This window comes from Bacillus cereus group sp. N6, assembly GCF_016483705.1.
Taxonomy (GTDB): domain Bacteria; phylum Bacillota; class Bacilli; order Bacillales; family Bacillaceae_G; genus Bacillus_A; species Bacillus_A wiedmannii.
This window is the reverse complement of record NZ_JAEHBI010000005.1, coordinates 44,640-57,365: the sequence shown is the minus strand read 5'-3', so window position 1 is coordinate 57,365 and position 12,726 is coordinate 44,640. Positions and strand designations below refer to the sequence as shown.

The window sequence follows — 12,726 nt, the reverse complement described above, 5'->3', positions numbered from 1 at the left end:
TTATAGACCCTCCGTCATTTCTTTATAATATTTTGCTACTCTTTCGCGGCGGCAATGTTCACCAACCACAATTGCTTTAATTCTTTCACAAGCTAATTCAACTTGATCGTTTTCTACAACATAGTCGTAAGCGTCCATCATTTCGATTTCTTCTTTCGCTACCGTTAAACGATTTTCAATAACATCTTCAGTTTCTGTACCACGGCCGACAATACGGTTCTTTAGTTCAGATAAACTTGGAGGTGCTAAGAAAATAAATACACCTTCTGGGAAAGCTTTCTTAACTTGAATTGCTCCTTGCACTTCAATTTCTAAGAATACATCTTTTCCTTCTTGTAATGTTTTTTCAACATAGTCAATCGGTGTTCCGTAATAATTACCTACAAACTCAGCCCACTCAAGTAATTTTTCATTACGAATCATTTCCTCAAATTCTTCTCTCTCTTTAAAGAAATAATCCACACCATCTACTTCACCTTCACGTGGCTTACGTGTCGTTACTGAAATGGAGTACTGAAAACGTGTATCCTCATGACTAAACAGCTCTTTTCGAACCGTTCCTTTACCAACCCCAGAAGGTCCTGAAAGAACGATGAGCAATCCTCTTCTACTTCTCATAAATATGTAAAACCTACCCTTCCTCACTTAAATCTTCTTTATTATTCAAACGATGTGCAATCGTCTCTGGCTGAATTGGACTTAATACCACATGCCCATCATCCATAACAATAACCGCCCTTGTTTTTCTCCCATACGTAGCATCAAGCAAAGCATTATGTTCGCGTGCTTCCTGTACTGTTCGTTTAATAGGAGCTGACTCCGGACTTACAATAGCAATAATTCGATGAGCAGATACAATATTTCCGTATCCAATATTTAAAAACCGCATGGCCATAGTTTGCGCCTCCTAGTAAGTCTATCCGATTTCTCCACCACGTATAACTTTATATATTTTTTGAAAGCTACTCAATATTTTGTACTTGTTCACGAATTTTTTCAAGGTTATTTTTCATTTCTACAACATATTTTGAAATTGTTAAGTCATTTGCCTTAGAACCAATCGTATTAATTTCTCTATGCATCTCTTGCACGATGAAATCCATTTTCCTTCCAACAGGCTCTTCAATCTGCAGTGTTTCACGAAATTGCTCTAAATGACTTTGCAAACGAACTAACTCTTCGTGAATATCACAACGCTCTGCAAAGATTGCGACTTCTGTTAACAATCTTTGTTCATCTAGATCTTGATTATGTAATTCTTTTAAGCGATTTTCTAATCGTTCACGATATTTTTGTGTAACAATCGGTACATGCGGAATAATTGCATTTACACAATTGTGAATCTCTTGTAAACGATACGCTATATCTTTATGTAATCGTTCTCCTTCGCCATCTCTCATCGTTTTTAACATATGAGCAGCTTGGCGAACAGCCTCATATAAACCGTTCTCAAATTGTTCATTTACATTTTCTACTTCTTCAATCGCTGTTACTTCTGGCATTTCCATTAATTGCTGAAGTGTAATAGAATCTTGTAATTGAAATTTTCCTTTTATATCTTCCATAATCGATTGGTACTGCTCAAGAAGCGACCAATTCACACTTAATTTTCTTTCAACAAGCCCTTCACCCGTTATACTAATAGACACTTCAATGCGTCCACGCCGAACTTGTTCTGCAATTATTTTACGAATTTTTTCTTCAAATATCATCATTTGCTTCGGAAGTCGAATACTCATCTCTAGGAAACGGTGGTTCACCGATTTCATTTCTACTGTAATTTGAAAAGTATCATTTTCTACTTTCGATCTTCCAAATCCTGTCATACTACAAATCATTTTTATCACATCCAAGCCATGAAATAACTCAATGAAAAAGGTAATAGAGACAAGGCTCTACTACCTTCTGTAAATTATATCACATTTTCATATCATTGACTATTTCAAGTTTAATCCCTTCTTATATAATACTGGCTTTTCCTTCTTCCCCTTTTTCCCTGTTAATAAAGAACCTACTAACAAGAAGGTCGGAATTGATGACAAACCTCCAATTAACAACCAATCTCTCGCTTGTATTGGCATTGTACTAAAGATCGGTTGTAGCGGTGGGTAATATATAACCACTAACATTAACAGTAAAGAAATAATAACCGCTCCTACTAAATACACGTTCCCAAACGGATTACGGTGGAAGATAGAATGTTCACTCCGGCAATCAAATACATGAATAAGTTGTGCAAGTACCAACGTCGCAAACGCCACAGTTTGTGCATATTTCAGTTCATTTGGATGTTGATTATATGCAATAATAAACGCCACTAACGTCACTGCTCCAATTAGAAAGCCACGGCTTATAATTTTCCAGGCAAGCCCTCTAGCAAATACCCCTTCTTTCGGATGACGCGGCGTTCTCTTCATAACGTCTCCTTCCGCCTTATCCAATCCTAATGCCATCGCCGGTAATCCGTCAGTCACTAAGTTCACCCATAAAATTTGAATGGGAACCATCGGCAGCGGTAATGCAAGTAACATTGCAAATAACATGACTAAAATTTCTCCTACGTTCGATGCTAATAAATAACGAATAAACTTACGTATATTCTCGTATATATTTCTACCTTCTTTAATTGCTGATTTAATCGTAGCAAAATTATCATCTAGCAAAACAAGAGAAGAAGCTTCTTTCGCAACATCTGTCCCTGTAATTCCCATCGCTATCCCAATATCCGCTGTTTTTATAGCCGGAGCATCGTTTACTCCATCACCTGTCATCGCTACTATATGCCCTTTATTTTGCAACGCCTTAACAATCTTCAATTTATGTTCAGGTGATACTCGAGCAAATACATACGTATCTTCTACAACACTTTCTAGTTCCTCTACATCCATATTCGCGAGTTCTACTCCTTCAACAACACGTCCACCAGGTGGTAAAACCCCTAATTGTTCCGCAATTGCCATTGCTGTCACTTTATGATCTCCTGTAATCATCACTGTTCGAATACCAGCTTCTCTGCACTCTTTTACAGCCTGTTCTACCTCTGGTCTTGGCGGATCAATCATTCCCTGTATCCCGACCAACATAAAATCTTTTTCAACGTCTCTTTCATGTTCAATAGAATCTGTTACTTTTAATGGCTTAAATGCAACTGCAATTGTTCGGAGCGCTTGACTACCTAAACTATGAATAGCCGCCTGTACTTCTTTTCTATACAACTCACTTAACGGTTGTTGCTTATCCCCCCATAAAATCGTTTGACTCATTTGCAGGAGGACATCTGGTGCTCCCTTCGTAACAAGAAACTTTTTCCCCTCTCTATCTCGCACAATAACACTCATCATTTTTCGAGTTGAATCGAATGGAAATTCACGAATAATTTCAAATTTCCCTTTCAGTGCCTCACGTGTTATCCCCGCTTTCATTGCTGCAGCTACAAGTGCTCCCTCAGTTGGATCTCCATCTAATACATATGCCTTTTTCTTTTGAATAATATTTGCGTTATTACAAAGTGAACCAAATGTTAGTAGTTGATACAGTGCTTTTGTTTTAGCTGGATCGCATTCTTTTTCACCTTTCAAAAAAGAGCCATTAGGTTCATATCCTTGACCCGTAACTTTCCATAATTCCCCACCTGACCACATATGTGTTACCATCATTTTGTTTTGCGTCATTGTTCCTGTTTTATCAGAGCATATAACAGAAGCGCATCCTAACGTTTCTACCGCTGGTAACTTCCTTACAATTGCTCTCTTTTTAATCATACGCTGTACACCAAGCGATAAAGCTACTGTAACAATTGCTGGTAATCCTTCAGGAATAGCAGCAACAGCTAGCGACACGCCTGCTAAAAACATATGATACACTTCATTCCCTTGATACACACCGGCTAATACGACAAGCGCTGTCAAAATAAGAGCCACAATAATTAATATTTTCCCGAGTTGCTCTAATCTTCTTTGCAGTGGTGTTTCCATTTGCTCTGCATTTTGTAACATATTTGCAATTTGGCCCATCGCTGTATTCATACCAGTTGCTACAACGACCCCTGTTCCAGCTCCTCGTGTAATCATCGTACCCATAAAAGCCATATTTTTTTGATCACCAATTGAAACATCTTGCCCCTGCAGAGCTTCTACCTTCTTCTGCACCGGTACTGACTCTCCTGTCAAAGCTGATTCTTCGATATATAAACTTGATGCCTCAACAAGACGTACATCCGCCCCAATACGATCACCACTAGAAAATTTAATGATATCACCTAAAACAAGTGCTTTAGACGGTGCTTTTACCCAATTTCCATTCCGCATTACAGTAACTTGCGGGGCGGCTAGCTCTTTTAAAGCTTCCAGTGACTTTTCAGCCTTTCTTTCTTGAAAAAAGCCAAGAATACCATTGATAATAACAATCGCAACAATCGCAATAGCATCAATGTATTCACCTAAAAAAGCTGAAACTATTGTTGCACCAAATAAAACAAGTACCATAAAATCTTTAAACTGCGCCAAAAATACCATCAGTGCAGAAGGCCTTTTGGCTTCATCTAATTCATTTGTACCAAATTTTTTTATTCGCCCTTCTGCTTCCTTCTCTGTAAGCCCAACCTTCACATTCGTATTCGTTCTTTCTTCCACTTCGTGTGCGCGCATTCCATACCAGTTCATCCCGCTATCGACCTCCTGATTCCAGACATACTCTATTGAAAGCTTATTCAGCCTCGTCCAAAAAAATGCTATAATTAACTTTTAGTTAGAAAGGAGTGTTCATTTATGGCATTCGATGGATTATTTACAAGAGCAATTACACATGAAATTGCAAATTCTCTTTACACAGGAAGAATTTCCAAAATATATCAACCTTCAAAATACGAGATTTTATTACATATTCGAGCAAACGGAAAAAATCAAAAACTAATTCTTTCCGCTCATCCGACATATGCACGTTTACACTTAACAAATCAAAATTACGATTCACCTGCACTTCCGCCAATGTTTTGTATGCTTCTTCGTAAGCATTTAGAAGGTGGGTTCATTGAAAAAATTGAACAAATTGATTTAGAGCGCATTATTCAAATTACCGTTCGTAGCAGAAATGAAATTGGTGACGAATCGCTAAAAACATTAGTAATTGAAATAATGGGACGACATAGTAACATCATTTTAGTAGACACAAAAACAAACAATATTTTAGATAGCTTAAAACACGTTTCTTTAGCGGTAAACAGACATCGGACTGTATATGCTGGAGCGGAGTACATTGCACCACCAGCACAACATAAAATTAACCCACTCCAGATTGAAACAAATGATGAATTTATTAGACCGCTAGACTTTCTATCTGGAAATATGGATAAACAGCTTGTCGGCACCTTCACGGGAATTTCGCCGTTATTCGCAAAAGAAGTAGTGAAAAAAGCAGGTATGGTAAATGAAAAAGCATTAGCGGACGCATTTTTCTCCATACAAAAACCATTACTAACTCATACATATTCACCAACAATGACTACTTCAAATGGGAAAGAATTCTTTTATCTTTTCCCTCTTGCACACTTGCAAGGAGAAGACAAGACATTCTCATCTGTTAGTGAATTGCTAGACCGTTTCTTTTTCGGAAAAGCAGAGCGCGACCGTGTAAAACAACAAGCTTATGATTTAGAGCGCTTTATGCAAAACGAAAAAAATAAAAATGAGAAGAAACTCATTAAACTAGAAAAAACATTACAAGATGCCGGAAAAGCAGATAAATATCAACTATTCGGAGAACTACTTACAGCCAATATGTACGCTTTGAAAAAAGGTGATAAAGATATTGAAGTCGTTAACTATTACGACGAAAATGGCGGAACTGTAAAAATTACATTAGATCCTTTAAAAACACCATCTGACAATGCGCAACGCTATTTCCAAAAGTACCAAAAAGCGAAAAATTCAGTTGTTGTTGTAGAAGAACAAATCGAAAAAACAAATGAAGAAATTATTTATTTTGATAGCTTACTTCAACAAATGGAAGCTGCTTCTTCAAAAGATATTGAAGAAATTCGCGAGGAATTAGCTGAAGAAGGTTATATGCGCAATCGTAAAGCAAAAAATGCTAAGAAGAAACCAACTAAACCGGTATTAGACAAATATTTAGCTAGTGACGGAACAGAAATTTTCGTCGGTAAAAACAACAAGCAAAATGATTATTTAACAACGAAGTTTGCCCGTCGTGATGAAATTTGGTTACATACGAAAGATATCCCTGGGTCTCATGTTGTCATTCGTTCTCTTGAACCTACCGAAGAAACCGTGTTAGAAGCTGCTAAAATCGCTGCCTATTTCAGTAAAGCAAAAGATTCTAGTTCTGTTCCTGTAGATTTCACCAAAATACGCCATGTCAAAAAACCGAGTGGTGCAAAACTTGGTTTTGTTACGTACGACAATCAGCAAACCGTATATGTAACACCTGATGCTGATACTGTAATGAAATTAAAAGCGTAAATAAAAAATGCGTTGCTTATAAGCAACGCATTTTTTACATTCGTTCACACTAGTTCATATACCCATTCACTAATTCATAACATCTTTCTTTTGTCATCTTGTATTTTTCATCTGCTGCTTCAATATATTTCATCGTTCCATTATTTTCATCCGTAGCAATTGCTTTAACCTTACTTTCCTTTTCTTTAACCCATGCAACTTGTTTCTTTTTCAACGACTGAAACGCATCAGCTGACATCGTATTTTTTAATGTGCTGTAAATTTCATTTAGTTTATTATCCCACAGTTGATAATTTCCTTCTATTTCATTTACTATGTCATTTGTTGACATAACATTTGTATGTTTTTCTTGGTTTTCTAGAGCTGCTAACTCATTTAAAACCTTAGTTTTCCCCACCGCTGACGAAGTTTCTTTTTTTGAACTAGTAGACGTACTAGAATCATTCCCCTTAACTGTTTCTTGCTCTTGAACAAAATCTTTTTTCGTTACCTTTTCTTGCTCTTCATCATCTACATTGTGAGTAATAACCGAGTTTTTTGCGTCGACAGCAACTACTCCGTTACTTTCTTTAAAAATATATTTTTTATTTCCACTATTCTCTTCTCTAACGAAAGAGACATTCTTGAAACCTTGTACTCTAAGAAGTTCTTTAGCTTCTTCTTTAGTTAACTTTAAATCTACTGACGTATTTGATGACCATCTATCCATTAACCATTTTCCATCGGTATACACTAAGACAAATTCCCACATCTCCGCTTCATTACCCATATCATTTGCAAGAGTAAGCGTCTCAATCTTTAAGACATCATTTTTCTGTGAATAAGTTGTCCTCACGTCCGGCTCAATATGAATCGGAAATGGTAACATATCTGTTTCCCTTGATCTATTAAATGTATCAAGCAATCCTGGAAGCTCCTTCTCCACAAACTTATCTGAAACTAGCCCCTCAACGCCTTTTTTAGCTGTAGCTAAATCTCCAGGATTATTTCGGCTCCATCCATTTTCTTTTTCCATCTCACTAAATGCATTTGCTATTGCATCTACACTCTTTCTTACAATCTTTTTCGCTTCTTTTTCTTTCACTTCTGGCGCTTCATCAAGCTGTTCAATCGTTTCATTTACTTGAACTTTGTTTTCACCTTTTTCACAACCTGTTACAACTAGCATACTAGCAGCCAAGCAAAATGATATTACTTTACTTAATTTCTTCATGTACTCACAATCCTTATTCCTTCATATTCGTTACGTTTCCCTATTTCCGAGAGAAATCCAACAATTACCTATTATATCAATAACAGTTGTTTATTTATATATTAAATTTTATATCAGAACGAAACAAAGGACATACTTTCAAAATATATACTAAAAACCTCTTATCCTTTTCTTCCATATTGTCAAAAAAATTGACAGCGCTCTTTCGAATTTGTATAAATTTTTTGACACCGTGTAAAGAAACTGAAATTGTGATCGATATTTTTCTCATTCTCCCACTGATAATTGAAATAATCTGTATTTCACGAGCAGCCCACCACCCATAAATAGCGGGATAAAGTGAAACTTTAATCAGTGGGGGTTTTCTTCATCCCCCACCTAACTCCTTTGCTTTCGCTGAATTTTGAGGTGTGGGTCTTACTGCCCATTAAAGCGGGATAAATTCCCTACCTAAAAGATATGCAATTTCTGTTATCTTTTCTCTAACAATATTTTTTGGCACGCTATTTGCTTTATTCAATACTGTGAATAGGGGGAATTAACATGACTTTAAAAATTAATAAAATCCAAAATCAACTACAAAATTATGAAATTGACGGATTGCTTATTACAAAAAAAGAAAATCGCCAATATGCAACAGGCTTTACAGGTAGCGCTGGCGTCGTCTTAATCTCTGCGGATAAAGCTGTTTTTATAACTGATTTTCGCTATGTAGATCAAGCAAAATCACAAATAAAAGATGCTGAAATTATTATGCATAAAGGAAATTTAGAAAAAGAAATTGCAAATCAAGTATCAAAATTAAACATTCAAAAACTCGGAATTGAAGAGAACAACATGACATTGCAACAATATAAAAACTTACAAAAATACGTACATGTAGAAATGGTTCAAGTGTGCGAAATCATCGAAAATATTCGTATTATTAAAGACATGCCTGAAATAGAAACAATGAAAATCGCAGCTAATATTGCTGACGAAGCATTTCACCACATCCTTACGTTTCTAAAACCAGGAATAAGTGAAAATGATGTACGAGATGAGTTAGAATTTTTCATGAGAAAAAAAGGAGCTACATCCTCTTCATTCCAAATCATTGTAGCTTCTGGCGTTCGTTCTTCACTTCCTCATGGAGTTGCATCAAATAAAATAATCGAACGAGGCGACGTTGTTACATTAGATTTCGGTGCACTTTACGATGGATATTGTTCCGATATAACTCGCACTGTAGCAATCGGGGAACCGTCAGAAGAATTCAAAAAAATATACAGTGTTGTCCTAGAAGCTTTAAAACGTGGGACTGAAGCAATTAAGCCTGGAGAAACTGCGAAAAGTATCGATGATATAACGAGAGATTACATTACAGAACATGGATATGGTCAATATTTTGGACACTCTACCGGTCATGGGCTTGGGTTAGAAATACATGAACCTCTTCGCCTATCTCAAGAAAGTAAGGCTACTTTAGAAGAAGGTATGGTTGTTACAGTTGAACCTGGTATTTACATACCAAACTGGGGCGGTTGTAGAATTGAAGATGATATTGTCATTACAAAAGACGGATATGAAGTTATTACAAAATCAAATCGGGAACTAATTGTCATACCTTGTTAAAATCATAACCTTTTAAAAGGAGTTTTTCTCTGCACATAGAATTCTTTCTCTGGAGTCATCGTTTAAAGAGGGGGAATTTAAATTGAATTTTGTAATTGATAAAATAGATGGTTTGCAAGCTGAATTTTCCAAACTTGTTTCCATGATGAATTACGCTCGCTATACAACAATGCAAGCAGTGGAAGGTTTAACAATTGAAGAACTTGATTATTTATATGATGAGGAAGCAAACTCAATTGGTATGCTTTTGTACCATATGGCCGCTATTGAATGTTACTACCAGATTCATACTTTTGAAGACCGTGAACCAACGGAAGCTGAATTAGAACGTTGGTTACCTGCTATTGAGTTAGGATCTCTTGGACGCGAGAAAATAAAAGGAAACTCTATAGAATTTTACATAAACACATTACAAAAAGTACGTTTCAAAACGATCGAGACTTTTCAAGCGTTACCTGATGAATGGCTATTTAAAACGACAGACTTTTGGTATGACAAACCAGCAAACAACTACTTTAAATGGTTTCACGTTTTTGAAGATGAAATCAATCATCGCGGACAAATTCGTTTAATTAAAAAGATGCAAAAAACACATTCAGTAAAGTAAGAAAGTGCCACCAGATAAGGTGGCACTTTCTTTTATTCATTAACGAATAACTTTTCGTTTACTTTTTTAGCGACTACCGCTATCGACATTAAAATACATATTAAATATAGCAATTTCGCAATAAATAACCACCCTTGAAACATTACAATTCCATCTATTATCGCATTTCCTTTCAATAACAAAAAAGGAATCGTGCTAATTATAATGACAAACTCGATGCTGAAAACAATTTTCTTTTTTCGGCTATATGCTTTCCATTCATCCCAGCGATACATAGGAGCAAATATCAATACTCCTATACATAATATAATTGGTACCCATTCACCTTTAAGAAATTGCCCTGAAAAACTGATAATAGTAAACAAACGAGCACACCATAATAACCTATTTTCTCCCTCATTCGTACTCCCCCATTCTACTTCTCCTTTAATATGTAACTTACTACGCTTATAACAATTCTTAGAAAAACAACAACGACAATTACAAGATAAAGACCTTTTGCAGAAGACATCCATTCTTGAAAAATAGACATTTTCTCCATTTGCTTCTGCCCCTCTATTAAAATAATCCCTGCGACAAATGAACAAATAACAATAATGCCTATCATACATCCGATACTTTTCTTACTATATTGTTTCATATCATCCCAGTTATATAAAAGTATAAATACAAACCCGAAAACAGGTATAATACTGATCCATTCATTACTTGTAAACAGATTCAAAATGATTAATAGACTACAAGAAAGGATGAATCCCCAAAACCCAATTTTTTTGCGCATAAACCCTCCTTAAATTCCATTTTTAGGATTAATTGTATTGTAACCTCCATTTCTACTTCTTACCATTACAGTACATGAAATTTCACTTTTTTCTTTTTCCTATACTCACATACTTTTACTGCTTTCATACAATAAACTACACGAATGCCTAAAGGATGTGAATGTTATGGGAGTTGAATTAACGCTGTTGCATGCTCTCTATATTCTTTGTTTACTCACTATTATTACTTTTTTTATTCTCCGGAAAGATACGACGATTATTTGTATCGTTTTTATCTTTTTATTAGCATTAACTGCTACAAGTTCTATCCCTCTTGCCGTTAGCGGTATTTTTCAAAGTTTCATTTACGCTATTACTGAACTATTACCAACTATATTAATCATCTCCATTATCGTATCAATGAGCAATCTACTCGTTCATACTGGCATAAATGATACGATGATTTCACCATTTACAAAGATGATTCGTACCCCTACCCTCGCCTACTGGATTATCGGCCTTTTAATGATGACAATTTCTTTCTTCTTTTGGCCTTCTCCAGCTGTCGCTTTAATGGGAGCTATTTTATTACCCGTCGCTGTACGCGTCGGCCTTCCGCCAATTGGAGTTGCCATTGCTATGAACTTGTTCGGACACGGCATCGCCTTATCTGGTGACTTCGTTATTCAAGGTGCACCGAAATTAACAGCGGATGCTGCTGGTCTTCCTGTTTCTAGCGTTGTTTCTGCCAGTGTTCCCCTCGTTATCGTTATGGGTATTGTGACAACTTCCGTCGCATTTTTCTTCTTACGAAAAGAATTCCATACAGGCTTATCTATACAAGAATCTATCCCATCAACTGAGTCTTCTAAAACGCTCACTTCATTATCTCCTCGGACAAAAAAATGGCTCGCTATTTGTATTCCGATCGTATATGCCATCGATATCCTTTGCATGATTCAATTTAAACTACAAGGAAGCGACGCAACTGCACTTATCGGCGGGACGACTGTTATTATGATTATCATTATTTCCCTCATCGCTTACAAAGGAAATGGACTGAATAAAACGACCGATTATTTTATAGAAGGGCTCCAATTTGGATTTAAAATTTTCGGCCCAGTTATTCCAATTGCTGCACTCTTTTATTTAGGAGATAGCGGTTTTGTAAAAATTATCGGAGACTATTTACCGAAAGGTTCACATGGAATCATTAACGACTTAGGGATCGCCTTATCTCAAACTGTTCCTTTAAACCAATATGTATCGGCGGGAACATTAACTATCGTTGGCATCATAACTGGATTAGATGGATCTGGCTTTTCTGGTATATCACTTGCTGGTTCAATTGCCAATCTTTTCGGAACAGCACTTGGGCATGGAACAGCTACATTAACAGCACTCGGGCAAATTGCTGCAATCTGGACCGGAGGCGGGACTTTAATTCCTTGGGCGCTTATTCCTGCCGCTGCCATTTGTAAAGTGGATCCATTTGAACTTGCAAGACGAAATTTTTTACCGGTTGTGATTGGCTTAATTGTCACCACAATCGTTGCGATGTTTATCCTATAACATAAGCAAGTGTTCTCTTGCTTATGTTTTTTTATTGTAAAATTCATCATGAATTACTGGCTTTCAAAAGGAGTTATGTATTTGTTAGCGAAATTATATTAAGAGAGTATTTATTCCAAAACGTTTACGAGAAACAGATTACTTCCATTAGAAAAGGGGACATAACTATGAATGAATTGATTTTCGTCTTATTAATTTGTCCATTACTTATCTTTATCGTTTCTGTTATTGGAACGCGCAAGACGAAAACGTATTACGTAATGCCGATTGTAACGTTTGCTAGTTTTTTAATAATAGGTGTTATCGCCTTCACTCCAAAATTTTTCTTTTGGGTTGGCATGTATAGCATTTTCTCATTTATTGTTTCTTATATGACGCTATTGTTTGTAAGAGGATATGAAGTTGCGGAAAATGCTAAATAATTATTAACAAGGATATTGTCATATGATTTTCTTTGATGTCGATGGAACTTCACATAAAATT

General features: G+C 36.1%; 11 protein-coding genes and 1 pseudogene. 5 read left to right on the top strand and 7 right to left on the bottom strand.

From position 1 onward, the window contains the following. The 4 genes from gmk to JDS99_RS06200 all read right to left on the bottom strand — a co-directional run bounded on the left by gmk (nt 1) and on the right by JDS99_RS06200 (nt 4,661). Nucleotides 1-618 carry a guanylate kinase gene (gene gmk, locus JDS99_RS06215; RefSeq protein ID WP_001257740.1) on the bottom strand — a complete coding sequence of 206 codons (618 nt, stop codon included), beginning with the start codon at nt 616-618 and terminating at the stop codon, nt 1-3. Nucleotides 619-631: 13 nt separating this feature from the next. Further along, on the bottom strand, nt 632-895 hold the full coding sequence (gene remA, locus JDS99_RS06210) for an extracellular matrix/biofilm regulator RemA (RefSeq protein ID WP_001251456.1): 264 nt from the start codon (nt 893-895) through the stop codon (nt 632-634). 67 nt (nt 896-962) lie between these two features. After that, a complete protein-coding gene (locus tag JDS99_RS06205) occupies nt 963-1,838 on the bottom strand; it encodes a YicC/YloC family endoribonuclease (protein ID WP_000563111.1) in 876 nt (291 codons plus the stop codon). A 99-nt stretch (nt 1,839-1,937) separates the two neighbouring features. Beyond that, nucleotides 1,938-4,661 (bottom strand): calcium-translocating P-type ATPase, SERCA-type, encoded by a 2,724-nt coding sequence (locus JDS99_RS06200; protein WP_097889666.1) that lies wholly within the window; start codon nt 4,659-4,661, stop codon nt 1,938-1,940. Between the two features lie 105 nt (nt 4,662-4,766). Here JDS99_RS06200 and JDS99_RS06195 point away from each other — a divergent pair, with 105 nt between their 5' ends. Further along, on the top strand, nt 4,767-6,476 hold the full coding sequence (locus JDS99_RS06195) for an Rqc2 family fibronectin-binding protein (RefSeq protein ID WP_087985060.1): 1,710 nt from the start codon (nt 4,767-4,769) through the stop codon (nt 6,474-6,476). A gap of 49 nt (nt 6,477-6,525) precedes the next feature. Here JDS99_RS06195 and JDS99_RS06190 read toward each other — a convergent pair whose 3' ends face one another. Beyond that, nucleotides 6,526-7,689, bottom strand: a complete 1,164-nt coding sequence (locus JDS99_RS06190) for a lysozyme inhibitor LprI family protein (RefSeq protein WP_088608066.1) — start codon at nt 7,687-7,689, stop codon at nt 6,526-6,528. A 543-nt stretch (nt 7,690-8,232) separates the two neighbouring features. Here JDS99_RS06190 and JDS99_RS06185 point away from each other — a divergent pair. Both JDS99_RS06185 and JDS99_RS06180 read left to right on the top strand, forming a co-directional pair. After that, nucleotides 8,233-9,303: a M24 family metallopeptidase gene (locus tag JDS99_RS06185; RefSeq protein WP_199694785.1), complete on the top strand. Its 1,071-nt coding sequence runs from the start codon at nt 8,233-8,235 to the stop codon at nt 9,301-9,303. Between the two features lie 82 nt (nt 9,304-9,385). Continuing rightward, complete coding sequence (locus JDS99_RS06180; RefSeq protein WP_147787115.1) at nt 9,386-9,910, top strand: DinB family protein; 525 nt, start codon at nt 9,386-9,388, stop codon at nt 9,908-9,910. 32 nt (nt 9,911-9,942) lie between these two features. Here the strand turns inward: JDS99_RS06180 and JDS99_RS06175 are convergent. Together JDS99_RS06175 and JDS99_RS06170 are read right to left on the bottom strand one after the other, a co-directional pair. Then, a pseudogene (locus tag JDS99_RS06175) lies at nt 9,943-10,310 on the bottom strand (YoqO family protein). Nucleotides 10,311-10,325: 15 nt separating this feature from the next. Then, the gene (locus tag JDS99_RS06170) at nt 10,326-10,691 is read right to left on the bottom strand and encodes a YoqO family protein (protein ID WP_087985064.1); all 366 of its coding nucleotides are present in this window, start codon (nt 10,689-10,691) and stop codon (nt 10,326-10,328) included. Nucleotides 10,692-10,857: 166 nt separating this feature from the next. On the opposite strand from JDS99_RS06170, the gene JDS99_RS06165 reads away from it, so the two are divergent. After that, nucleotides 10,858-12,243 (top strand): hypothetical protein, encoded by a 1,386-nt coding sequence (locus JDS99_RS06165; RefSeq protein WP_199694784.1) that lies wholly within the window; start codon nt 10,858-10,860, stop codon nt 12,241-12,243. A gap of 167 nt (nt 12,244-12,410) precedes the next feature. Beyond that, nucleotides 12,411-12,665, top strand: coding sequence for a YbeF family protein (locus JDS99_RS06160; RefSeq protein WP_001003934.1), 255 nt, complete (start codon nt 12,411-12,413; stop codon nt 12,663-12,665). The last annotated feature ends 61 nt before the right edge of the window (nt 12,666-12,726 follow it).

Bases quoted from the DNA above. Each gene is read 5' to 3' on its own strand.
- gmk (WP_001257740.1), bottom strand. From the start codon at position 618: ATGAGAAGTAGAAGAGGATTGCTCATCGTTCTTTCAGGACCTTCTGGG.
- remA (WP_001251456.1), bottom strand. From the start codon at position 895: ATGGCCATGCGGTTTTTAAATATTGGATACGGAAATATTGTATCTGCT.
- JDS99_RS06205 (WP_000563111.1), bottom strand. From the start codon at position 1,838: ATGATTTGTAGTATGACAGGATTTGGAAGATCGAAAGTAGAAAATGAT.
- JDS99_RS06200 (WP_097889666.1), bottom strand. From the start codon at position 4,661: ATGAACTGGTATGGAATGCGCGCACACGAAGTGGAAGAAAGAACGAAT.
- JDS99_RS06195 (WP_087985060.1), top strand. From the start codon at position 4,767: ATGGCATTCGATGGATTATTTACAAGAGCAATTACACATGAAATTGCA.
- JDS99_RS06190 (WP_088608066.1), bottom strand. From the start codon at position 7,689: ATGAAGAAATTAAGTAAAGTAATATCATTTTGCTTGGCTGCTAGTATG.
- JDS99_RS06185 (WP_199694785.1), top strand. From the start codon at position 8,233: ATGACTTTAAAAATTAATAAAATCCAAAATCAACTACAAAATTATGAA.
- JDS99_RS06170 (WP_087985064.1), bottom strand. From the start codon at position 10,691: ATGCGCAAAAAAATTGGGTTTTGGGGATTCATCCTTTCTTGTAGTCTA.
- JDS99_RS06165 (WP_199694784.1), top strand. From the start codon at position 10,858: ATGGGAGTTGAATTAACGCTGTTGCATGCTCTCTATATTCTTTGTTTA.
- JDS99_RS06160 (WP_001003934.1), top strand. From the start codon at position 12,411: ATGAATGAATTGATTTTCGTCTTATTAATTTGTCCATTACTTATCTTT.